Source organism: Glycomyces luteolus (assembly GCF_027622875.1).
Lineage (GTDB): Bacteria > Actinomycetota > Actinomycetes > Mycobacteriales > Micromonosporaceae > Glycomyces > Glycomyces luteolus.
This window is the reverse complement of the sequence record NZ_JAPZVP010000001.1, coordinates 190,658-211,252: the sequence shown is the minus strand read 5'-3', so window position 1 is coordinate 211,252 and position 20,595 is coordinate 190,658. Positions and strand designations below refer to the sequence as shown.

Annotated in this window: 20 protein-coding genes; 6 read left to right on the top strand and 14 right to left on the bottom strand. The window is 70.1% G+C overall.

Annotated elements, in window-relative coordinates; translation table 11 throughout:
• Positions 1 to 2 precede the first annotated feature (2 nt).
• The 4 genes from trpB to hisI form a co-directional block, all read right to left on the bottom strand.
• Positions 3 to 1,211 (bottom strand): tryptophan synthase subunit beta, encoded by a 1,209-nt coding sequence (gene trpB, locus O1R50_RS00965; protein ID WP_270107955.1) that lies wholly within the window; start codon positions 1,209 to 1,211, stop codon positions 3 to 5.
• A gap of 64 nt (positions 1,212 to 1,275) precedes the next feature.
• Positions 1,276 to 2,076, bottom strand: coding sequence for an indole-3-glycerol phosphate synthase TrpC (gene trpC / locus O1R50_RS00960; RefSeq protein WP_408612569.1), 801 nt, complete (start codon positions 2,074 to 2,076; stop codon positions 1,276 to 1,278).
• A gap of 6 nt (positions 2,077 to 2,082) precedes the next feature.
• The gene (locus tag O1R50_RS00955; protein ID WP_270107953.1) at positions 2,083 to 2,682 is read right to left on the bottom strand and encodes a Trp biosynthesis-associated membrane protein; all 600 of its coding nucleotides are present in this window, start codon (positions 2,680 to 2,682) and stop codon (positions 2,083 to 2,085) included.
• Complete coding sequence (gene hisI, locus O1R50_RS00950; RefSeq protein ID WP_270107952.1) at positions 2,679 to 3,023, bottom strand: phosphoribosyl-AMP cyclohydrolase; 345 nt, start codon at positions 3,021 to 3,023, stop codon at positions 2,679 to 2,681. The genes O1R50_RS00955 and hisI overlap by 4 nt, the downstream gene beginning before the upstream one ends.
• Positions 3,024 to 3,102: 79 nt before the next feature.
• Between hisI and O1R50_RS00945 the strand changes: the two genes are divergently transcribed.
• The 3 genes from O1R50_RS00945 (at position 3,103) to O1R50_RS00935 (ending at position 6,680) form a co-directional block, all read left to right on the top strand.
• The gene (locus O1R50_RS00945; protein WP_270107951.1) at positions 3,103 to 3,819 is read left to right on the top strand and encodes a RibD family protein; all 717 of its coding nucleotides are present in this window, start codon (positions 3,103 to 3,105) and stop codon (positions 3,817 to 3,819) included.
• Positions 3,820 to 3,912: 93 nt separating this feature from the next.
• Positions 3,913 to 5,661, top strand: a complete 1,749-nt coding sequence (locus tag O1R50_RS00940) for a BCCT family transporter (RefSeq protein WP_270107950.1) — start codon at positions 3,913 to 3,915, stop codon at positions 5,659 to 5,661.
• Positions 5,662 to 5,717: 56 nt separating this feature from the next.
• On the top strand, positions 5,718 to 6,680 hold the full coding sequence (locus O1R50_RS00935; RefSeq protein WP_270107949.1) for a quinone oxidoreductase family protein: 963 nt from the start codon (positions 5,718 to 5,720) through the stop codon (positions 6,678 to 6,680).
• Between the two features lies 1 nt (position 6,681).
• On the opposite strand, the gene O1R50_RS00930 is transcribed toward O1R50_RS00935, so the two are convergent.
• On the bottom strand, positions 6,682 to 7,698 hold the full coding sequence (locus tag O1R50_RS00930; protein WP_270107948.1) for a GlxA family transcriptional regulator: 1,017 nt from the start codon (positions 7,696 to 7,698) through the stop codon (positions 6,682 to 6,684).
• Positions 7,699 to 7,832: 134 nt separating this feature from the next.
• Here O1R50_RS00930 and O1R50_RS00925 point away from each other — a divergent pair, with 134 nt between their 5' ends.
• Complete coding sequence (locus tag O1R50_RS00925; protein ID WP_408612568.1) at positions 7,833 to 8,762, top strand: NADP-dependent oxidoreductase; 930 nt, start codon at positions 7,833 to 7,835, stop codon at positions 8,760 to 8,762.
• Positions 8,763 to 9,129: 367 nt separating this feature from the next.
• Here O1R50_RS00925 and O1R50_RS00920 read toward each other — a convergent pair whose 3' ends face one another.
• From O1R50_RS00920 to hisF, 3 genes are all read right to left on the bottom strand, one after another.
• Positions 9,130 to 10,914 carry an ABC transporter ATP-binding protein gene (locus O1R50_RS00920; protein WP_270107946.1) on the bottom strand — a complete coding sequence of 595 codons (1,785 nt, stop codon included), beginning with the start codon at positions 10,912 to 10,914 and terminating at the stop codon, positions 9,130 to 9,132.
• The gene (locus O1R50_RS00915) at positions 10,911 to 12,719 is read right to left on the bottom strand and encodes an ABC transporter ATP-binding protein (protein WP_408612567.1); all 1,809 of its coding nucleotides are present in this window, start codon (positions 12,717 to 12,719) and stop codon (positions 10,911 to 10,913) included. The genes O1R50_RS00920 and O1R50_RS00915 overlap by 4 nt, the downstream gene beginning before the upstream one ends.
• 363 nt (positions 12,720 to 13,082) lie before the next feature.
• Positions 13,083 to 13,847, bottom strand: coding sequence for an imidazole glycerol phosphate synthase subunit HisF (hisF, locus tag O1R50_RS00910; protein WP_270107944.1), 765 nt, complete (start codon positions 13,845 to 13,847; stop codon positions 13,083 to 13,085).
• A gap of 148 nt (positions 13,848 to 13,995) precedes the next feature.
• Here hisF and O1R50_RS00905 point away from each other — a divergent pair, with 148 nt between their 5' ends.
• Both O1R50_RS00905 and O1R50_RS00900 read left to right on the top strand, forming a co-directional pair.
• Complete coding sequence (locus tag O1R50_RS00905; RefSeq protein WP_270107943.1) at positions 13,996 to 14,409, top strand: hypothetical protein; 414 nt, start codon at positions 13,996 to 13,998, stop codon at positions 14,407 to 14,409.
• A gap of 19 nt (positions 14,410 to 14,428) precedes the next feature.
• On the top strand, positions 14,429 to 15,136 hold the full coding sequence (locus O1R50_RS00900; RefSeq protein ID WP_270107942.1) for a TetR/AcrR family transcriptional regulator: 708 nt from the start codon (positions 14,429 to 14,431) through the stop codon (positions 15,134 to 15,136).
• Between the two features lie 75 nt (positions 15,137 to 15,211).
• Here the strand turns inward: O1R50_RS00900 and O1R50_RS00895 are convergent, their stop codons facing one another.
• From O1R50_RS00895 to O1R50_RS00870, 6 genes are all read right to left on the bottom strand, one after another.
• Positions 15,212 to 15,622: an SCO5389 family protein gene (locus tag O1R50_RS00895; protein WP_270107941.1), complete on the bottom strand. Its 411-nt coding sequence runs from the start codon at positions 15,620 to 15,622 to the stop codon at positions 15,212 to 15,214.
• Between the two features lie 146 nt (positions 15,623 to 15,768).
• Positions 15,769 to 16,737, bottom strand: a complete 969-nt coding sequence (locus tag O1R50_RS00890) for an ATP-binding protein (protein ID WP_270107940.1) — start codon at positions 16,735 to 16,737, stop codon at positions 15,769 to 15,771.
• Positions 16,738 to 16,951: 214 nt separating this feature from the next.
• Entirely contained in the window at positions 16,952 to 17,851 is a 900-nt protein-coding gene (locus O1R50_RS00885) for an amino acid ABC transporter permease (RefSeq protein ID WP_270107939.1), read from the bottom strand.
• A gap of 13 nt (positions 17,852 to 17,864) precedes the next feature.
• Positions 17,865 to 18,521 carry an amino acid ABC transporter permease gene (locus O1R50_RS00880; protein ID WP_270107938.1) on the bottom strand — a complete coding sequence of 219 codons (657 nt, stop codon included), beginning with the start codon at positions 18,519 to 18,521 and terminating at the stop codon, positions 17,865 to 17,867.
• Positions 18,522 to 18,662: 141 nt separating this feature from the next.
• Positions 18,663 to 19,589 carry a glutamate ABC transporter substrate-binding protein gene (locus O1R50_RS00875; protein WP_270107937.1) on the bottom strand — a complete coding sequence of 309 codons (927 nt, stop codon included), beginning with the start codon at positions 19,587 to 19,589 and terminating at the stop codon, positions 18,663 to 18,665.
• Between the two features lie 55 nt (positions 19,590 to 19,644).
• A complete protein-coding gene (locus O1R50_RS00870) occupies positions 19,645 to 20,400 on the bottom strand; it encodes an amino acid ABC transporter ATP-binding protein (RefSeq protein WP_270107935.1) in 756 nt (251 codons plus the stop codon).
• Between the last annotated feature and the right edge of the window lie 195 nt (positions 20,401 to 20,595).

The window sequence follows — 20,595 nt, the reverse complement described above, 5'->3', positions numbered from 1 at the left end:
GACTACTCCCCGCTCTTCTCAGGGGCGCCCGCGAAGCCGAAGTACTCGACGACGTTGCCCATGTCCTTGTCACCGCGCCCCGACAGGTTCACCAGGACGCGCGAGCCGGCCTTCAGGCCCTTCGCGAGGCGCAGCGCCCCCGCCAGCCCGTGCGCGGACTCGATCGCGCAGATGATGCCCTCAGTGCGGGCGAGCTTCTCCAAGGCCGCCATGGCCTCCGCGTCGTCCACCGGCTCGTACACGGCCCGGCCGGTCGCCGCCAGGTGCGCGTGCTCGGGACCCACACCCGGGTAGTCGAGCCCGGCCGAGATCGAATGCGACTCGATCGTCTGCCCGTCCTCGTCCTGCAGCACGAACGTCCGCGCCCCGTGCAGCACCCCGATCTGCCCCGCCGTGATCGTCGCGGCATGGCGGCCGGTGTCGTACCCGTCGCCCCCCGCCTCGAACCCGAACAGCTTGACCGACTCGTCCTCCAGGAACGCCGTGAAGATCCCCATCGCGTTCGAACCGCCGCCCACGCACGCCGCCACCACATCCGGCAAAGCGCCCGTGCGCTCCAGGAACTGGGCGCGCGCCTCGTCGCCGATACCCCGGCAGTAGTCGCGCACCAGCTGCGGGAACGGCGCGGGACCGCCGACCGATCCGATCAGGTAATGCGTGTGGTCCACCGAAGCGACCCACTCGCGCAGGGCCTCGTTCATCGCGTCCTTCAACGTCCGCGACCCGGTCGTGACCGGCACGACCTCGGCCCCCAGCAGCCGCATCCGGGCGACGTTGAGCGCCTGGCGCCTCGTGTCCTCCTCGCCCATGTACACCGTGCACTCGAGGCCGAAGTACGCGGCCGCCGTCGCCGAAGCGACACCGTGCTGACCCGCGCCGGTCTCGGCGATGATGCGCCGCTTGCCCATCCGCTTGGTCAGCAGCGCCTGCCCGAGCACGTTCCGGATCTTGTGCGCGCCCGTGTGGTTGAGGTCCTCCCGCTTGAGCCACACCTCGACCCCGGCCTCCTCGGAGAGCCGCTCGGCGAAGTACAGCGGCGACGGCAGGTTCCCGTACTCCCGCCCGAGCTGCTCGAGCTCGGCCGTGAACGCCGGGTCGGCCAGCGCGGCGGTATGGGCGGCCTCGAGCTCGTCGAGGGCCGCGATGAGCGCCTCGGGGACGAAGCGGCCCCCGAATTCGCCCCAGTGGCCGCTGGCATCTGGATTGGGCACGGGCTTCGCTCCCCTTCGCAACTCGCCGCCCGGCGCGCCGGGCGTGTGGTTTCGTCCGCGACCGCTAGATCGGGCGCGGCGTGGCCGGGTGGGACCCGGCGGTGACCAGCTCGGCGACGGCGTCGCGCGGGCTCTTCGTCTTGACGACGCCCTCGCCGACGAGCACGGCGTCGGCTCCGGCGCTGGCGTAGCGGATGAGGTCGCGGGTGCCCCTGACGCCGGATTCCGCGACTTTGACGACGCCGCGGGGCAGGCCGGGGGCGATGCGCTCGAACACCGAGCGGTCGACGTCGAGCGTAGTCAGGTCGCGGGCGTTGACGCCAATGACTTTCGCCCCGGCGCGCAGGGCCCGGTCGGCCTCGTACTCGGTGTGGACTTCGACGAGGGCGGTCATGCCGAGGCCCTCGATGCGCTCGTGGAGGGACACGAGGGTGTCCTGGTCGAGGGCGGCGACGATGAGGAGCACGAGGTCGGCGCCGTGGGCGCGGGCTTCGAGCACCTGGTAGGGGGAGACCACGAAGTCCTTGCGGAGCACCGGGATCTGGACCTTGGCGCGGACGGCGTCGAGGTCGTCGAGGCTGCCTTTGAAGTAGTGCTGCTCGGTGAGGACCGAGATGACGGACGCGCCGCCCGCGGCGTATTCGGCGGCGAGCACGGCCGGGTCGGGGATGTCGGCGAGGGCGCCCTTGGAGGGGGAGGCGCGCTTGACCTCGGCGATGACGCTGACGCCGCCGCCGGAGAGCGCGGCGTACCCGTCGAGGGCGGGGCGGGCGGCCTCGGCGCGCTCGCGGATCTGCTCGATGGGGGTCTGGGTCTGGCGCCGTTCGAGATCGGCGCGGACTTCGGTGATGATCTGCTCCAGCACGTTCACCTAAGATCGTCCCTTCTCCTGCGCCGATGCCGTGATATTAGGCGACGAGGGGTCCTCGCCGGAGTCGAGGGCGTTCCACAGCGACACCGGGTCCTCTGCTATGGCGGTGTTGCCGTCGGGTGCCGCTTCGTAGCGGGCGCTCGCGTCGGGCCAGCCGCCGGCGCGGGCGGTGGTGGCGGCGCCCGCGAGGGCGAGGACGAGCGCGGCGGCGCCCATGGCGATCGGCCAGGGGCCCGCGTCGAGGTGGAGGGCGCCGGCGAGGGCGGTCGCGAGCCCGGCGAGGGCGGCGACGACGCCGAGGACGCGGCGGGCGCGGTTGCCGGTGGCGAGCATCGCGAGGAACGCGGCGCCGCCGGCGAGCGCGCACGGCAGGGCCCAGGAGGCGAGGTCGGTGCCGGCCTGGGCGGTGGTGGCGGTGATCCCGGCGTGGCCGGTGTCGGTGGCGGCGGTCCAGTCGCGGGAGGCGGCGAGCGCGGCGAACGCCGCCGCGAGGACGCCCGCGAGGAGGACGCGGGTGCGTTCGGCGGCGCGGCGCTCGTCAGCGCTCGTTTCGGCGGCGCTTGTCTCGGCGGTGCGGTGCTCGCTGGTCGCTTCGCTCATGCGATCTCCCTTCCGGTGAAGCAGGTGCGGGTGCCGGTGTGGCAGGCGGGGCCGGTCTGGTCCACCTGGAGCAGGACGGTGTCGCCGTCGCAGTCGACCGCGACCGAGACGACCGCCTGGTGGTGGCCGGAGGTCTCGCCCTTGACCCAGTATTCGGCGCGGCTGCGCGACCAGTAGGTGGCCTTGCGGGTGGCGACGGTGCGCCGCAGCGCCTCGGCGTCCATCCACGCGAGCATGAGGACCTCGCCCGTGTCGTGCTGCTGCGCGACGGCGGGGACGAGCCCGTCCGCGTTGAACTTGAGGTTCGCGATCACGTCGTCGCTGGTCTGTCCTGCTTCCACGTCTACCGATTGTGATCGCTCCCTGCCGGTGACCGCCACCCGGGCCCGGTCGGGAGTGCATCGTGGGATTCTCAGGGGCATGGAGCGCCCTTATGTGATCGTTTCGGCCGCGATGAGTCTCGACGGCTTCCTCGACGACGCCTCGCCGGAGCGGTTGACGCTGTCGAACGCGGCGGACTTCGACCGGGTGGACGCGGTGCGCGCGGACGTGGACGCGATCGCGGTCGGGGCGGGGACGGTGCGCGCGGACGATCCGCGGCTGCTGGTGCGGTCGGCGGAGCGCCGCGCGGCGCGGGTGGCGGCCGGGAAGCCGGCGTCGCCGCTGCGGGTCGTGATCTCCCCGTCGGGGCGGCTCGACCCCGGCTCGCGGCTCTTCGACGGCGCCTCGGCGGCGCCCGTGGTCGTCTACACGAGCGCGGCCGGGGCGCGGACGTTTCCGCTCGGACCCGAAGCGGAAGAGTTCGGGCCGGGGTCGTGGCCGGAAGGCGCGCAGCGCCCCGAGGTGGTGGCCGTCGGCGGGGGCGGCGTGCCGCCGCACGGGGTTCTGGAGGACCTGGCCGGGCGCGGTGTCGCCCGAGTGCTCGTCGAGGGCGGGGGGATCGTGCACACCGCGTTCCTGTCGGCGGATCTGGTGGACGAGATGCATGTGGCGATCGCGCCGTTCCTGCTCGGCAATGCGGGAGGGGCGAAGTTCCTGTATCCGGCGGTGTTCCCGCAGTCGCCGCGGCGGCCGTTGAAGCTGGTGGAGACGCGGGCGATCGGAGAGGTCGCGCTGCTGGTGTACCGGCGGGCCTGAGCGCGGCGCGGCGTCCCCGAACCGGCCGAGGCGTTGCGTTTCGTCACTTATGGTGACTGAAGCGCCACTTTCGCCGATGAAGGAGTCCGCCCGATGGCCACGACCGCGACGCCGCCCACCGAACCCGGGGAAGTCCCGACGGCGCCCGTGCCGCCGGTCGAGGCGGAGGAGCGGCAGGCGACGCACCCGGTGGACCGGCCGGTGTTCTGGATCAGCGCGGTCGTCATCCTCGCCGTGATCGGCTTCGGCGCGGTGTTCCCCGAGCGGTTCGAGACCGGTTCCACGGCGGCGCTGAACTGGGTGATCGTGAACTTCGCTTGGCTGTTCATCATCGCCGGGAACATCTTCGTGGTCCTCGCGGTCTACATCGCCGTGAGCCGCTACGGCAACATCAAGCTCGCCGCGAACGCCGGCGAGGAGCCCGAGTTCGGGACGCTGCCGTGGATCTCGATGATGTTCGCCGCGGGCATGGGCATCGGCCTGATGTTCTACGGCGTCGCCGAACCGCTCGCGCACTACTTCGACGCGCCCCCGCCGCTCGAGCTCGACCCGGCCTCCCCGTTCTTCGGCGACGAGCTGACCGAGGGCGCGCTCGTGTACTCGTTCTTCCACTGGGGACTGCACCCGTGGGCGATCTACGCGGTCGCGGGCCTGGCCCTGGGCTATTCGACGTTCCGCAAACAGCGCGGCAACAACCTGAGCGACGCGTTCGCGCCGTTGACCGCCGGGAGACGGTGGGGTCCGCTCACCGGCAAGGCGATCGACCTGCTGGCGGTGTTCGCCACGGTCTTCGGCACGGCCGCGAGCCTGGGCCTGGGGGCGCTGCAGGTCGCGGTCGGGCTCGACATCGTGGTGGGCGTGCCCGAGCCCACCCGGCTGGAGCTGATCGTCATCGTCGCGTTGACGGCCGCGTTCGTGGCCTCGGCGTTCTCGGGCGTGCACCGGGGCGTCAAGTGGCTGTCGACGACGAACGTGGTCCTGGCGCTGCTCCTCATCGTGTTCGTGTTCTTCGCGGGCCCCACCTTGTTCATCCTCGACGCGTGGCCGAGCGCCATCGGCGGGTACCTCACCGACCTGGTGGGGATCTCCAGTGCGACGGGCGCGTTCGGCGGCGCCGACTGGATGGGGACGTGGACGATCTTCTACTGGGCGTGGTGGCTGTCGTGGGCGCCGTTCGTGGGCACCTTCATCGCCCGCATCTCGCGCGGGCGCACCATCCGCCAGTTCATCGTCGGGGTGCTCCTCATCCCTTCGGCCGCTTCGACACTGTGGTTCGCGATCCTGGGCGGGACGGCGCTGTGGCAGCAGAACCACGGCGAGGACTTCAGCGGCGCCGTCGCCATGGGCGAGGAGTACTCGCTGTTCGCGCTGCTCGAATCGCTGCCGCTGTACAGCCTGCTCTCGGGCCTGTCGATGGTGCTCGTGGCGATCTACTTCGTGACCGGCGCCGACTCGGCCTCGCTCGTGCTCGGGTCGCTGTCGAGCCACGGCTCGCTGGCGCCGAAGAAGCCGCTCGTGGTGTTCTGGGGCGCGACGATCGGCGCCGTCGCGGCGGTCCTGCTGCTCTCGGGCGGCCTGCAGGGCTTGAAGAACGCGACGATCGTCGTGGCGCTGCCGTTCGTCATCGTCATGCTCCTGCTGTGCGTCTCGCTCATGAAGGAGCTCACGCGCGACCCGGCCGCGCATCCGCTGCGGCATCAGTTGCGGCACAAGGGCTTCCGCGACGCGATCCGCAAGCTCGTGGGCGAGGAGGTCGAGTCCCGGACGGCCGCCCCGAACCGGTGGGGCCGCAGCCGTCTGCGTTTCGGCGTGGGCGGCAAACGGTCCGGCACAGAGGAGTGAGGCCCGCGCGGGCCGCTGCTATTTTATGGGGTGACCCTGCGGCGGAAGGAATCCTCATGAAGGCGATCGTGGTCGAGCAGACCGGCGGGCCTGGCGTGATGCGGGTGCTCGAGGGCGAGGACCCGGGCCCGCGCCCGGGCCAGATCGCCGTCAAGGTCGCGGCCGCGGGCGTGAACTTCATCGACGTCTACCACCGCACCGGCGCCTACGGGCTGCCGCTGCCGTTCACCCCGGGCCTCGAGGGCGGCGGGTACGTCGCGGCGATCGGCGCCGGCGTCACCGGCTTCGCGGTCGGCGACGAGGTCGCCTGGAAGAGCGTCCCCGGGTCCTATGCGGACCTCGTCGTGGGCGACGCCGACGAATTCGTGCCCGTCCCCGAGAAGGTCGCGGTCGAGACCGCCGCCGCGGTGATGCTCCAGGGCCTCACCGCCCACTACCTGTGCAACACCGTCTACCCGGTGCGGGAGGGCGACACCGTGATCGTCCACGCCGCCGCCGGCGGCATGGGGCTGCTGCTCACCCAGATGGTCAAGTCCAAGGGCGGCAAGGTCATCGGCACGGTCTCCACCGACGCGAAGGCGGAACTGGCGCGGCAGAACGGCGCCGACCACGTCATGCGCTACGAAGGATTCGGTGCGAAGGCCCGCGAGCTCACCGGCGGCGAGGGCGTGGCGGCCGTCTACGACGGCGTCGGCAAGACCACGTTCAGCGAAGGCCTCGGGGCGCTGCGCCGCCGCGGCGTGATGGCCCTGTTCGGCCAGTCGAGCGGCCCCGTGCCGCCCGTCGACCCGCAGGCGCTCCACAAGGGCGGCTCGCTCGTCCTCACCCGCCCGACCCTGCACGACTTCACCGCCACCCGCGAGGAGTACCTGTGGCGCGCGGGCGAGGTCTTCCAGATGATCGAGGACGACGACCTCCTCGTGCGCGTCGGCGAGACCTTCCGCCTCGAGGAGGCCCCTGAAGCCCACCAGGCCCTCGAAGCCCGCAAGACCACCGGGAAGCTCCTGCTCATCCCCTGAGTCACGCTGACGCGGCCGGAGCCGCCGCTTCGGCCGCGCGCTCCCGGAACGTGCGGCGGTAGGCCGAGGGCGAGACGCCCAGGAGGGCGCGCAGATGCTGGCGCAGCGAGACGCCGGTGCCGAGCCCGGCGCGCCGCGCGATCTGGTCCACGGTGAGCCCGCTCGACTCCAGCAGCTGGCGGGCGAGTTCCACGCGCTGCACGGTGAGCCACTGGGTCGGGCTCTGCCCGGTCTCCTCCCGGAAGCGGCGGGTGAAGGAGCGGCGGCTCATCCGGGCCCGCCGTGCCAGCTCGTCGATCGACAGGGGCCGGTCGAGGTGCTGGAGCGCCCACTCGCGGGCCTCGGCGGTGCCGATGCCGGACGTCTCGGGGACGGGCCGCTCGATGAACTGCGCCTGCCCGCCCTCGCGCCACGGCGGCACGACGCAGCGGCGCGCCACCGCGTTCGCGACCTGGCTGCCGTGGTCGCGGCGCACCAGGTGCAGGCAGAGGTCCACGGCCGCACCGGCTCCGGCCGAGGTGAGGATGCGGCCCTCGTCGACGAACAGCACGTCGGGGTCCACTTTGATCTTCGGATACCGGGCCCGGAGCCGGTCGGTGAGGACCCAGTGGGTCGTGGCCGACTTCCCGTCGAGCAGGCCCAGGTGCGCGAGCACGAAGGCCGCACTGCAGAACGAGACGATCCGCGCCTCGGGCCGGATGCCGGCGAACAGCTCCTCCAGCCCGTCGGGAAGCTCCTCAACGTCGCAGACCGGCCCGTCCGGCTGGATGGTCGCCACCACCACCGTGTCGGCCCACGCGAGCGCCTCGGGCCCGTGGTCCACGGCGACGGTGAAGCCGCTCGCAGAGCGGACCGGGCCGCCGTCCATGGAGCAGACGCGCACCTCGTAGCAGGGCGAGAGGTCGTCGCGGACCGCCGCCCCGAAGATCCGGTCGGGAATGCCGAGTTCGAAGGCCATCACGCTCTCGAGCGCGAGGACCGCCACGCGGTGCGGTTCGTCAGGGCCGGTTGCGGACATGGCCCGATCCTTTCACATCGCGGCCCGCGGGCCTCTGGGCGGTGGGCCGCCGCCCCCGGAGACTGGACCGCGTTGCCGCGCAACTGGAAACCATCGGCGCGCGGCCGATTGGAAGGAATGCCACCATGACCACCATGCGAACCGTGACGCAGCAGCACCTCGGCGGACCCGAAGTGCTCGAACTCGTCGAGATCGACAAGCCCCAGCCCGGACCCGGCGAGGTCCTTGTCAAGGTCCACGCCGCCGGCATCAACCCAGTCGACTGGAAAACCCGGGCCAACGGCGGCCTCCAGGGACGCAAGCCGCCGTTCCGCCTCGGGTGGGACGTCTCCGGAACGGTCGAAGCGGTCGGCTTCGGCGTGCGCCTCTACAAGGTCGGCGACGAGGTGTACGGCATGCCCCGGTTCCCGCAGTTCGCCGATGCCTACTCGGAGTTCGTGACCGCCCCCGCGCGGCACTTCGCACCCAAACCCGCCGGTCTCTCCCATGTGGAGGCAGCGGCGCTGCCGCTCGCCGCACTCACCGCCTACCAGGCGCTGGTCGACATCGCGAAGCTCGAACCGGGCCAGAAGATCCTGGTCCACGCCGCGGCCGGCGGGGTCGGGCACCTCGCCGTTCAGATCGCGAAGGCCAAGGGCGCGTATGTGATCGCAACCGCCAGCGCCGAGAAGCACGAGTACCTCCGCGGCAGCGGCGCCGACGAGGTCATCGACTACACCGCAGTCGACTTCGCCGAGGCGGTGAGCGGCATCGATGTCGTGCTCGACGCGATCAGCAGCGAGGACTACCAGACGCGCTCGGCGAAGGTACTGCGCGACGGCGGCGCGCTGATCACCCTCGCCGGTCCCGTGGTGCTTCCGGAGGCAGAGCAGGAGCGCATCACGGCCGGGTTCATGCTCGTCGAGCCCGATCTCGCTGCGCTCCAGGCGATCAGCGCACTGGTCGAGGAGGGAAAGCTGGCACCCACGGTGTCGGCGACCTTCCCGCTGGAGGAGGTCGCCGAGGCCCACAGGTCAGGGGAGTCGGGCCGCACGATCGGCAAGATCGTGCTCACGGTCGCCTGACAGTTATCCACATGCCCTCCACCAGGCAACATTAGTGCAGCTCACGAAGTTATCCACAGGCGGAAACTTTCTGTTGCCGCTTGACTACCCGGCATGTTGTAGTAGATAGCAAAAACGCCATCTGGCACCGGCGGGATGGCGGCGGCACAAGGGGATTCGCGAACGTCGCCATACCGAGACCGCGCGCGGCAATCCAGCCGCGCGCGGCCCCCGCCAGGTGCCACACCCCTCCGCCTCCGCGGAGGCCGCGCGTGGGGGGGGGGCCCCCCCCCCGGGGGCCCCCGGGGGGGGGGCCCCCCCCCCCCCCCCCCCCCCCCACGCCACAACTCCACACAACGGCGTCAGCTCCACACAGGAGCAGCGCCGATCAATCCGAGCGGGTCTGCTCGACCCAGGAACCGTGCAGGCCCGCGTACACCGAGCCCGCCTCGGCCGCGAGGTCGGCGTGCGGGCCCTGCTGCACGAGCTTCCCGGCGTCGAAGACCAGCACCTCATCAGAGGTCTCGGCTGTCGACAAGCGGTGCGCGATGATCACTGTGGTGCGGCCGCGGGTCACCGCGTCGAGCGCGGAGGAGAGCCGGAGCTCGGTGGCCGGGTCGACGGCGCTCGTCGCCTCGTCGAGGACCAGCAGGTCCGGGTCGGTCACGTACGCGCGCACCAGCGAGACCAGTTGGCGCTCACCCACACTCAGGTTGGCGCCGCTCTCGCCCAACTCGGTGTCGAGCCCCGCCGGGAGCGTCTCCAGCCAGTCGTCGAGGCCGAGCTCGGCGAAGGCCACGTAGATCTCCGCGTCCGTCAGGTCGGGCCGGGCGAAGCGGACGTTGTGCGCGAGGGTGCCGTTGAACAGGAAGCCCTCCTGCGGCACCATCGTCACCCTCCCGCGCAGCGACGCGAACGTGACCTCGGTGAGCGGGACGCCGCCGATGCGCACGCTCCCCGAGGTCGGGTCCATCAGGCGCGTCAGCAGCTTCGCGAACGTGGTCTTGCCCGAACCGGTCTCGCCGACCACCGCGACCTTCGAATGGGCCCGGATCTCGACGTCGATGCCGTGCAGGACCTCCTCGCCGCCCGGATAGGCGAACCGCACGCCCTCGAAGCGGACCCCGAGGGGCCCTTCGGGAAGGACCACGCCGCCGACCGGGTCGGCCACGTCGGGTTCGGTGTCGACGATGTCGAGCACGCGACGCCAGCCGGAGACCGCGTTCTGGGCCTCGTTGAGCGTCTCGGTGCCGATCACCACCGGCTGGGTGAAGAGTATGACGAGGAACAGGAACGCCGTCAGCTCGCCCACGGTCATCGAACCGTCCGCGACCAGGAACGCGCCGAGGACGACCACGATCACGTTGACGCCCAGGTAGACCAGCTCCCCCGCGCCGAACGAGAACGCCGAGCGGCTGATCGCGCGGGTCTGGTCGCGCCGGTGCTCGTCGATCGAGGCGTCGAGCCGCTCGCTCGTGCGCGAGCCGACCCCGTACGCGCGCACCGTACCCGCGCCGACCACCGACTCGGCGACGGCCGAGAGCATCTTGGACACGCTCTTGCGGACGTCCGTGTATGCCGCCGCCAGATGCCCCTGGAGCCACTTGATCAGCCAGGTCACCGGGATGAACACGATCCACACCGCGATCGCCAGCTGCCACGAGTAGACGGCCATGACCACGGTCGCCACGACGATCTGCGCCGCCGCCGTCACCAGGACCATGCCGCCCTGCTGCAGGAACGTGCTCACCTGGTCGATGTCGGTGGTCACGCGCGCGGTCAGCGCGCCGCGCCGCTCCGACTGCTGGTGCAGCATCGACAGGTCGTGGATGTGCCGGAACGTCCTGCGCCGCAACGAGGCCAGCGCCTGCTCCGAGACGACGAACAGGCGGCGGTTCATCAGGTAGTTCGTGCCGGTGGTGACGAGCAGGGCCGCGACGCCGAGGGAGGCCACGAGCACGACGTACCCGATGTCGGGTCCGCCTTCGCCGAGCAGGCCCTTGTCGAGGACCTGCTGCGCGCCGATCGGCACGACCAGGCGGCCGATCGAGGTGACGGCCGCGAGGAACACGGTGAAGCCGAGGCCGCGGCGTAGTTCGGGCGAGAGCCGGAGGCCGCGTTTGACGGTCTGCCACGGGCCGGGCTGCGTCTGGGTGTCGTCCTGTGTGCTCACGCCGTGGCCTCCTCGTCGTTGAATTCGCCTTCGAATTCGCGTTCGGCCTCGGCCCGTTCGTAGGCGGTGACGAGGTCGGCGTAGGGCTGGTGGGTCTGGAGCAGGTCCTGGTGGGTACCGCGGGCGGTGATGCGGCCGTCTTCGAGGAAGACGACTTCGTCGGCGAGGGCGATGGTGGCTCTGCGGTAGGCGACGACGAGGACGCTGGCGAGGTCGGCGGAGTGTTTGAGTCCGGTGAGGATCTGGGATTCGATCTTCGGGTCGACGGCGCTGGTGGCGTCGTCGAGGATGAGGAGCCTGGGGGTGCCGGCGAGGGCGCGGGCGAGGGTGAGGCGCTGGCGCTGGCCGCCGGAGAGGGTGGTGCCGCGTTCGCCGACTTCGGTGTCGAGGCCGCTGGTTTCGGGGGTGCTGGCGAGGGCGGCGACGAATTTTTCGGCGCCGGCGGCGATGAGGGCGTCCCAGAGGCGGTCGTCGGTGAGTCCGGCGCGGTCGAGGGCGAGGTTGGCGCGGATGGTGTCGTCGAAGACGAAGGGGATCTGCTGGACGAGGGCGGTGGTGCGGGCGAGGCTGGCGTGGGTGAGGTCGCGGAGGTCTTGGTGGTCGAGGGTGACGGCGCCGCGGGTGGGGTCGATGAGGCGGGCGGCGAGGTGGGCGAGGGTGGATTTGCCGGAGCCGGTGGCGCCGACGAGGGCGACGGTGGTGCCGGGTTCGACGGTGAAGGTGACTTCGTGGAGGGCTTCGTGGCCGTCGGGGTAGGCGTAGGCGACGGCGTCGAATTCGAGTCGGGCGGGGGTGGTGGTCTCGGGGAGTTCGTTGTCGCCGTACGTCATGTCGCCGGTGGCGGAGAGGACGTGGTCGACGCGGCGGCGGCCGACGACGGAGCCGGGGAGGTCGCCGAGGACCCAGCCGATGGCGCGGACGGGGAAGGCGAGGACGGAGAACATGAAGGAGACGGTGACGAGTTGGCCGAGGTCGATCGCTCCGGCTTCGAAGCGGGCGAGGCCGACGAGGAGGGCGACGAGGACGCCGATTTCGGGGAGTCCGGAGATGGCGGGTTCGAAGGCGGCGCGGAGGCGGCCGACGCCGATCATGGCGTCGCGCAGTGCTTCGGCGGAGGCGCTGAAGCGTTCGGTTTCGGCGGCTTCGCGTCCCATGGCTTTGACGACGAGGGCGCCGTCGAAGGATTCGTGGCCGACGGCGGAGACTTCGGCGCGGAGTTCTTGGGCGCGTTTGGCGCGGGGGGCCATTTTGGTGGCGAAGAGGGCGTTGAGGGCGAAGAGGGTGGGGAACATGCCGAGGGCGACCATGGCGATGGCCCAGTCGATCCAGAAGAACGCGCCCATGGCGACGACGACCATGAAGAGGGTGCCGACGGCGAAGGGCAGTGGGGCGAGGGGTCGGGTGGCGGCCTCGACGTCGGCGTTGGCGTTGGAGAGGAGGGTGCCGGTGGGGTGTTTCTGGTGCCAGGAGACGGGGAGGGCGAGGTAGCGGCGGGTGATGCGGCGGCGCCAGTGGGCTTGGACGCCGAACATCATGACGCCGGCGCCGATGCGGCGGGCGCACATGGTGGAGAAGCGGACGATGGAGGTGCCGAGCAGTGCGGCGACGCCGACCATGACGGTGCCGAACGCGACTTCGCCGTTCTCGTAGGCGGGTACGGCGATGCCGGAGACGACCCAGCCGACGACGAAGGAGAGGAAGAGGGTGACGGCGGTGTTGGCCATGGCGCCGGCGGCGCCGATCGCGAAGGGTTTGGGCTCGAGCCGGATCATGTCGCCGATGTTGCGCAGTCCTTGGCGGAGGATGCGGTCGTCGACGGGCTGGTCGTCGAGGGACGACGGTGTGTCGGCGCCGGTGGGCAGCGTCATTGGGTCTCCGGTCGGTGGGTACGGGCGCCAGCCGTCGCGTGCGCTGGCTAGCCGGTCGGCAAGCAACCGCTAGCAATCATGCCTCGCGCTGACGACAGTCGCCAACCGCGATTCGACCCGGCGGCATCGAACGGCACGGTCACGCACGGTGCGGCGCTGGTCGGCAACCTGTTGTACCCCTAGGTCAGGGTTGACGCCGCGCCGATGTACGGCTCGCAAGCTTCGCAGCGATTGGGCCCATCGATGTCCGTTTTATGGAGACTCTCCGCTCGCATTCCGCCGTCCGCGAAACCGGCCGTCTTATCGGACCGGGTGTCCCGCGCGCTTCAGTTCCTGCTTCACTTCGGCGATCGCGACGTCGCCGAAGTGGAAGATCGAGGCCGCGAGGACCGCGTCGGCGCCGGCGTCGACCGCGGGAGGGAAGTCGGCGGCTTTGCCCGCGCCGCCGGAGGCGATCAGCGGGATGTCGACGGCGGCGCGGACGGCCGCGATGAGTTTGAGGTCGAAGCCCTGCTTCATGCCGTCGGAGTCGATCGAGTTGAGGAGGATCTCGCCTGCGCCGAGTTCGGCGGCGCGGGCGCACCATTCGACGGCGTCGAGCCCGGTGGAGCGCTTCTGGCCGCCGTGGGTGGTGACCTCCCACCCTGAGTCGGTGTCGCGTCCGGAGGCGACGTCGGCCGAGAGCACGAGCACCTGGTTGCCGAAGCGTTCGGCGATCTCGGAGATGACCTCGGGCCGGGCGATGGCGGCGGTGTTGATGCCGACTTTGTCGGCGCCGGCGCGCAGCAGCCGGTCGACGTCGTCGGGGGTGCGGACGCCACCGCCGACGGTGAGGGGGATGAAGACCTGCTCGGCGGTGCGGGCGACGACGTCGTACATGGTCGCGCGGTCCCCTGAGGAGGCGCTGACGTCGAGGAACGTCAGCTCGTCGGCGCCAGCCGCGTCGTAGGCGGCGGCGAGCTCGACGGGGTCGCCCGCGTCGCGCAGGTTCTCGAAGTTCACGCCTTTGACGACTCGCCCGGCATCCACGTCCAGGCAGGGGATCACTCGCACCGCAACAGTCACGCGGCAAGCCTACAGGCGGGGTGTCGCCGTGTCGTCCGCCATATTTCCGCTCCGAACTTGAACGTGTTCAAGACAGGGGGTAGGTTCGAGAGAGAAGTTGAACGTGTTCAACTCAAAGTACCGAACCCCGCAGAGAACGGAGCCGGTCATGGACCTGGCAGTCATCGGCTACATCGCCTACCTCCTCGTCGCCATCCCCCTCACCGTCTGGGTCGCCCGCACCCTGGGCGCGAACGGCTACCACTTCATCAAGGACGTCTTCGCCGGCGACGAGCAGCTCGCCCGCGCCGTCAACAAGCTGCTGCAGGTCGGCTTCTACCTGCTGAACTTCGGGTTCGTGGCGCTGTGGCTGCGCACCGCCGACGCCATCCCCGACGCGCGAGGCGTCTTCGAGACCGTCGCCGTCAAGATCGGCGCCGTGCTCCTCGTGCTCGGCGTCCTTCACGTCCTCAACGTGATCGTGCTCAACGGCTTCCGCAAGCGCGCCCACGTCGACGCCCGCGCCCTCGCCGCCCTGGAACCGCCGATGCCGCCGCAGCGGCCCCAGGCGCACGGCGCCTGACCCAAGTAGGATCGCCTGCGTGAGCACCGAAGCCGAGTCCTCCGACGCGTCCGCCCGCCTCTCCAAAGGCGAGCGGACGCGGCAGCGCATCATCGAGACCGCGCTCGACATGTTCGCCGAACGCGGCTACGACAAGACCACGATGCGCGCGATCGCCGCCGAGGCCGGTGTGTCCGTAGGCAACGCGTACTACTACTTCAAGTCCAAGGAACACCTCATCCAGGGCTTCTACGAGCAGGCAACCACCCGCCACGCGGAGCTGACCCCCCGCCTGCTCGACGGCAAGGAGACGCTCGCGGAGCGGATCGAGGCGGCGCTGCTCGCCTGGCTCGACATCGCCGGGCCCTACCACGCGTTCGCGGGCCAGTTCTTCAGGAACGCCGCCGACCCGTCGAGCCCGCTGAGCCCGTTCTCCGCGGATTCGACGGAGAGCCGCGACCGGGACATCGCGCTCTACCGGGAGGTCCTGGAGGGCTCGAAGACGAAGGTCCCCAAGGACATGGCGGACATCCTGCCGGAGATGCTCTGGCTCCACCAGATGGTGGTGGTCCTGTACTGGGTCTACGACGCCTCCCCCGGCCAGGAGAAGTCCCGCGAGCTGGCGAAGCGCACCGCGCCGCTCGCCGCCCGCGTCGTCGCCCTATCGCGGTTGAAGATCTTGCGGCCCTTGGTGAAGCAGGGCGAGGAGCTCGTGCGGGACTTCCTCATCACCAGGCGTCCCCAATAGACGCCGAACGGGCCGGCGGGACGAGTGTCCCGCCGGCCCGTTCGACCTGTCTCACGTTGGCGCTGGGCCGCGGGCTCAGCAGTCGCGCAGCTCCGGCGACTGGTTGAGCAGCTGCCCGCGCGGGGAGATGAAGTTCCGGTAGGTGTCCGAGTCGACCTCGGACAGCGGGAACGCCGCCACCCGGTGGCAGTTCTCGAAGGCGAGCTTCACGCCGTAGTGGCGTTCCAGCGCGTTGCGCATCGCGTCCGAGGCGAGGACCCGCAGCAGTTGCCCGCGGGACTGCTCGTCCGGCGGCGGCGTGGTGTTGTCGGCGAACTGCGCAGAGCCGCTCGACGAGACGACGCCGTTCTTGAGGTCGTTCACGACCTTCGCGATGAGCTCCCACGCGAACGGCAGCGACTGCTTGATGCAGTCGATGAAGTCGGCGTCGGTCACCTCCCCTGCCTGGGCCTTGGCGAGCAGGTCTTCAGAGACGTCAAGGGACATGCGTTCTCCTCTCGGTTCGAATCGGTTCATTGTGCTCGGTCGCGGTGACCCTCCGCTGTCGGGAAATCGACGCAGAGAGGTCCTGAATAGTTCAGTCCGAGGCGCGAGCGTCCGGTCGGGGCCGCACGGCGCTGGGCGGCCAACGGTCAGACCGTCTGGGCGCGGAGCAGGTGCTCCCCGAGGACGTATCCGGGCGCGATCTGGCCGGCGAGGTCCACGCCGGCGCGGTCGTTGCCCCAGGCCAGCGCGGCCTTGCGGTGGAAGTCGTGGGCTTGGCGGGTGAATTTGGCCCAGTCTTTGCCGTCGGTGACGGCCCGTTCGCGGGCGGCGTCGACGACGGCGAGGTTCTCGGGTTCGAGGGCGTCGACGGGGCCGACGCTGCCGCGTTCGGCGGCTTTGACGTATTTGGAGCGGGTGCACCAGCCGATGAGGGCGTGGCCGACGTGCTCGCGGAGGAACGCGACGTCGTCTTCGTCGTCGATCTTGTTGCCGATCACGGAGATCCGTACGTCGTAGTCTTCGGCGTAGCCGAGGTACTGCTTGTAGACGCCGACGCTGCGGAGGGTCGGTTCGCACACGAGGAAGGTGTGGTCGAAGCGGGTGAACATGCCGGAGGCGAAGGCTTCGGCGCCGGCGACCATGTCGACGACGACGAATTCGCCGGTGCCGTCGACGAGGTGGTTGAGGAGGAGTTCGACGGCGCCGACTTTGGAGTGGTAGCAGGAGACGCCGAGGTCGTCGTCGACGAAGCCGCCGGTGGCGGCGAAGCGGATGCCTTCGTGTTCGGTGAAGAGCTGGTCGAAGACCGGGTTGGCTTCGCTGACGGTGAGGAGTCGGGAGCCGGGTCCGGGCGGGGTGGTCTTGAGCATGAGGTCGGCGGAGGGGATGAGCGGGTTGGTGCCGCGCAGGTAGTCCTTGATGTCGTGGAGGTGTTCGCCGAGGACGGGGCCCATGGCGGCGGCTTCGGGGTCGAGGCCGAGTGCGGCGGCGAGGTGCTGGTTGATGTCGGCGTCGATGGCCATGACCGGGTGTCCGAGGGCTGCTGCGCGGCGTGCGAACAGCGAGGCCATCGTGGTCTTGCCGGAGCCGCCCTTGCCGACGAAGGCGAGTTTCATTGTCGTGGTCCCCCACCAATTGAAAATGGTTGCTGGTTTCAAATGGAGGGTATCAGGGTCCGAATGCGCTTGTGCCTCATGTGCGCCCGTGGCGGAGCGTGACGCGGCCGTGCCCGCCCGGTGGCGCCGGCGGGCGCGGTGCGCGCGACGGCGAGGGCCCCGCCGCGGATGCGACGGGGCCCTCGGTAGTGCGTGATGCGTGATGTGTGACGTGCTACTCGGCGATGAAGGCGGCCTGCTCGATCTGCTGGACGCGCGCGGCCGGGGCGGCGGTCTTCTTGCGCAGGCGCCGCTCGGCCACGACCACCAGCTTCGAGAGGGCGTAGGCCATCACGAAGTAGATGAACGCGGCGATGACGAGCGCCTGGAGGAAGGAGTTGCTGTAGTCGCGGCCGATGATATTGGCCGAGTGCAGCAGCTCGGGGTAGGTGATGACGTAGCCGAGCGAGGTGTCCTTGAGGAGGATCACCAGTTGCGCCAGCACCGCCGGGAGCATGTTCCGCAGGACCTGCGGCAGCACGATGAGCCGCTGGACCTGCCCGTGGCGCAGGCCGACCGCGTACCCGGCCATGGCCTGGCCCGGCGGCAGCGCCGCGACGCCGGCGCGGAGGATCTCGGCGAGGATCGCGCCGTTGTAGATGCCGAGGCCGAGGACGAGGAACGTGAGGCGCCGAGCGTCGTTGCTCCAGCCGAGCTCGCCGGTGGTGAACCCGAAGTACCCGTCGATGGTGAACGAGATCCAGATGAGCAGCACCAGTGGCAACGACCGGAAGAACTGCACGTACACCGTTGAGGCCCAGCGGGTCAGGCCGAACCGCGAGATCCGCCCGAAGCCGAAGATCACGCCGAGGATGAGCGCGAGGATCGAGCCGAGCGCGAAGGCGGTGAGGGTGTCGAGGATCGAGGGGATCCAGGTGGTCTGCACGACGAGCGCGTCGAGCGGGTTCACCCACCGGGACTGCTCGAAGAAGCCTTCCGCGGCGAGCACGCTGACGACGAAGGCCAGCACGCCGAGGATGACGACCGCGGAGACGATGGAGGCGATGTTCGAGTTGCGGCGGCCCTTGGGGCCGAGCGCGTCGAACAGGACCGTGCTCTCTTGCTGTCTGCTCATGAGTCACCCGCTCTCATCGGACGAAGGCGGTGCGTCGCTCGACGAGCCGCACCAGGTAGCTGAGGACGAAGGCGATCAGCAGGTAGCTGACCGTGACGCCGATGACGACCCCCCACAGGTCGAAGCGGCTCTCGTTGTCCTCGATGAGCCTCCGGGACTGGGCGGTCAGCTCGGTGACGCCGATGGCGAGCACCAGGGCGCTGTTCTTGACCAGGGCGATCAGGAGTGAGCCGAGGGGCGGGATGACGGCGCGGACGGCCTGCGGCAGGATCACGCCCTTCAGGGACTGCCCGAAGGTGAGGCCGATCGACCGTGCGGCCTCGGCTTGGCCGAGGGGGATCGAGTTGATGCCCGAGCGCAGGGTCTCGCCGACGAACGCGCCGGTGTACATGCCGAGCCCGAGCAGGGCCCAGACCCAGCTGTCGGCGACGATCCCGACCTTCGGCAGGCCGAAGAACATGATGAACAGGACCGCCAGGAGCGGGATGTTCCGGAACAGCTGGGTGTAGGCGTTGGCCGCCCAGCGCGCCGGGAGTGCGGGGCTGACGTGCATGATCACGAGGACCATGCCGATGACGAGGGCGATGGTGAAGCTGGTGAGCGTGACCCACACGGTGGTCCAGGCGCCTGCCCCGAGGGCGGCGACCATGAGGTCGAAATTGTCGAACAAGCGGACTCCTCCATAAGGCGGGCGGGGGGGGGGGGGGGGCGGGCCGCGGCCTCTTCCCCCCCACCCCCCCGCCCGCCCCCCCCGGGGGGGGGGGGGGGCCCCCCCCCCCCCCCCCCCGCCGCCGTACCGAATGTTGCGGACCTAGTAGCGGTTCGGGACCGGCATCTGGGCCGGGGCGGGCATGCCGGCGGCGCCGAAGGTCAGGTCGAAGGCCTTCTGCCAGTCGCCGTTGGCGGTGGCCTCTTCGATCATGTCGTTGATGAACATGCGCGCGTCGGTCTCCCCGAGCTTCATGCCGACGCCGTAGGGCTCTTCGGTGAAGATGTTCGCGGAGTCGAGGACGCGGAACGCGTCGGGCTTGTCGACGGTGAAGCCGTAGAGGATGGTCTCGTCGGTGCTGACCGCGTCGGTCTGGCCGTTCTCGAGGGCCTCGGCGCAGGCGGCGTAGTCGACGAGCGGCGTGATCTTGGCCTGCGGGTTCTCCGTTTCCAGGTTTTCGATCGAGCCCGAGCCCTCGGCGATGCAGACGTCCTTGCCGGCGAGGTCGGCCACCGAGTTGATGTCGGTGTTGGAGGCCTGGACCATGACGTTCTGGCCGGTCTCGAAGTACGGGCCGGCGAAGTCGAACTTCTCGAGCCGCTCGGGGTACATCGAGTAGGACGCGATGACCACGTCGACGGTGCCGTCGTTGATGTAGGTCTCGCGGTTCTGCGAGGTGGTCTCGACGAACTGGAGGTTCGCGTCCTCGCCCTCCTCGTCGACGGTGCCGAAGATGCGCTGCGCGAGCAGGCGCCCCATTTCGGCGTCGAAGCCCTCGATCTTGCCGGAGGCGGTGTCCTTCTGGCCGATGAGCGGCTGGTCGAACTTGGAGCCGACGACGAGGACGCCCTTGTCCTGGATCTCCTTGATGAGGCCCTCGGGGATCTCGGTGGCCTGCTCCATGGAGTAGGCGCCGACCTCGTCTTCGAGCTTGTCCTGCTCCTCTTGGTCCTGGCTGGCTTCGCCGGAGCAGGCGGCGAGCGACATCGCCACGGCGGCCATGGCGGCGACGGCGGTTCTGCGGAACATGCGCATTCGGATGTGTCCTTTCCTAAGCGGGCAACGGTGTGGTGGTTTCGGTGGCTTAGTGCGTCATGACCTTGGCCAGGAAGTCCTGGGCGCGCTCGGTCTTCGGGTTGTCGAAGAACTCGTCCGGCGTGGCGGTCTCGACGATCTGGCCCTCGGCCATGAACACGACCCGGTTGGCCGCGCGGCGGGCGAAGCCCATCTCGTGGGTGACCACGACCATCGTCATGCCTTCGCGGGCGAGGTCCTGCATGACGTCGAGGACCTCGTTGATCATCTCGGGGTCGAGCGCGGAGGTCGGCTCGTCGAACATCATGAGCTTGGGGTCCATCGCGAGGCCGCGGGCGATCGCGACGCGCTGCTGCTGGCCGCCGGAGAGCTGCGACGGGAAGGCGTCGGCCTTCTCGGCGAGGCCCACGCGTTCGAGGAGCTGGCGGGCGCGGGCTTCGGCTTTCGCTTTCGGCGTGCGGCGCACCTTGATCGGGCCGAGCGTGATGTTCTGCAGCACGGTGAGGTGCGCGAACAGGTTGAAGTGCTGGAAGACCATGCCGACGTCGGCGCGCAGGTTCGCGAGCGCGCGGCCCTCGGCCGGGAGCGGTTTGCCGCCCACGGTGATCTCGCCGCTTTCCACGGTTTCGAGCCGGTTGATGGTGCGGCACAGGGTGGATTTTCCGGAGCCTGAGGGTCCGATGAGGACCACCACCTCGCCGTCCTCCACGGTCAGGTCGATGTCCTTGAGCGCGTGCAGGTCTCCGAAGTGCTTGTTGACGCCGGAGATGCTGACCATCGGTGCCTTCGGCTGCGTTGCTTCCATTCGTGTCCCTGTTGTCGTGTGCAACCCTCGACTGGCGCGGGGCGAGCGGATTGTCTGAAGTACCTGGAAATAGTAGTGTGACAGCTCACGCGCGGTTAGCGGGGCGGCCCCAGCCGCAACTCGTCGGCAGTTGGGCAACAGTTTTATAAAGAACGACCTTCGCATAACGGGTACGACTCGTGGCCGGAACAATCG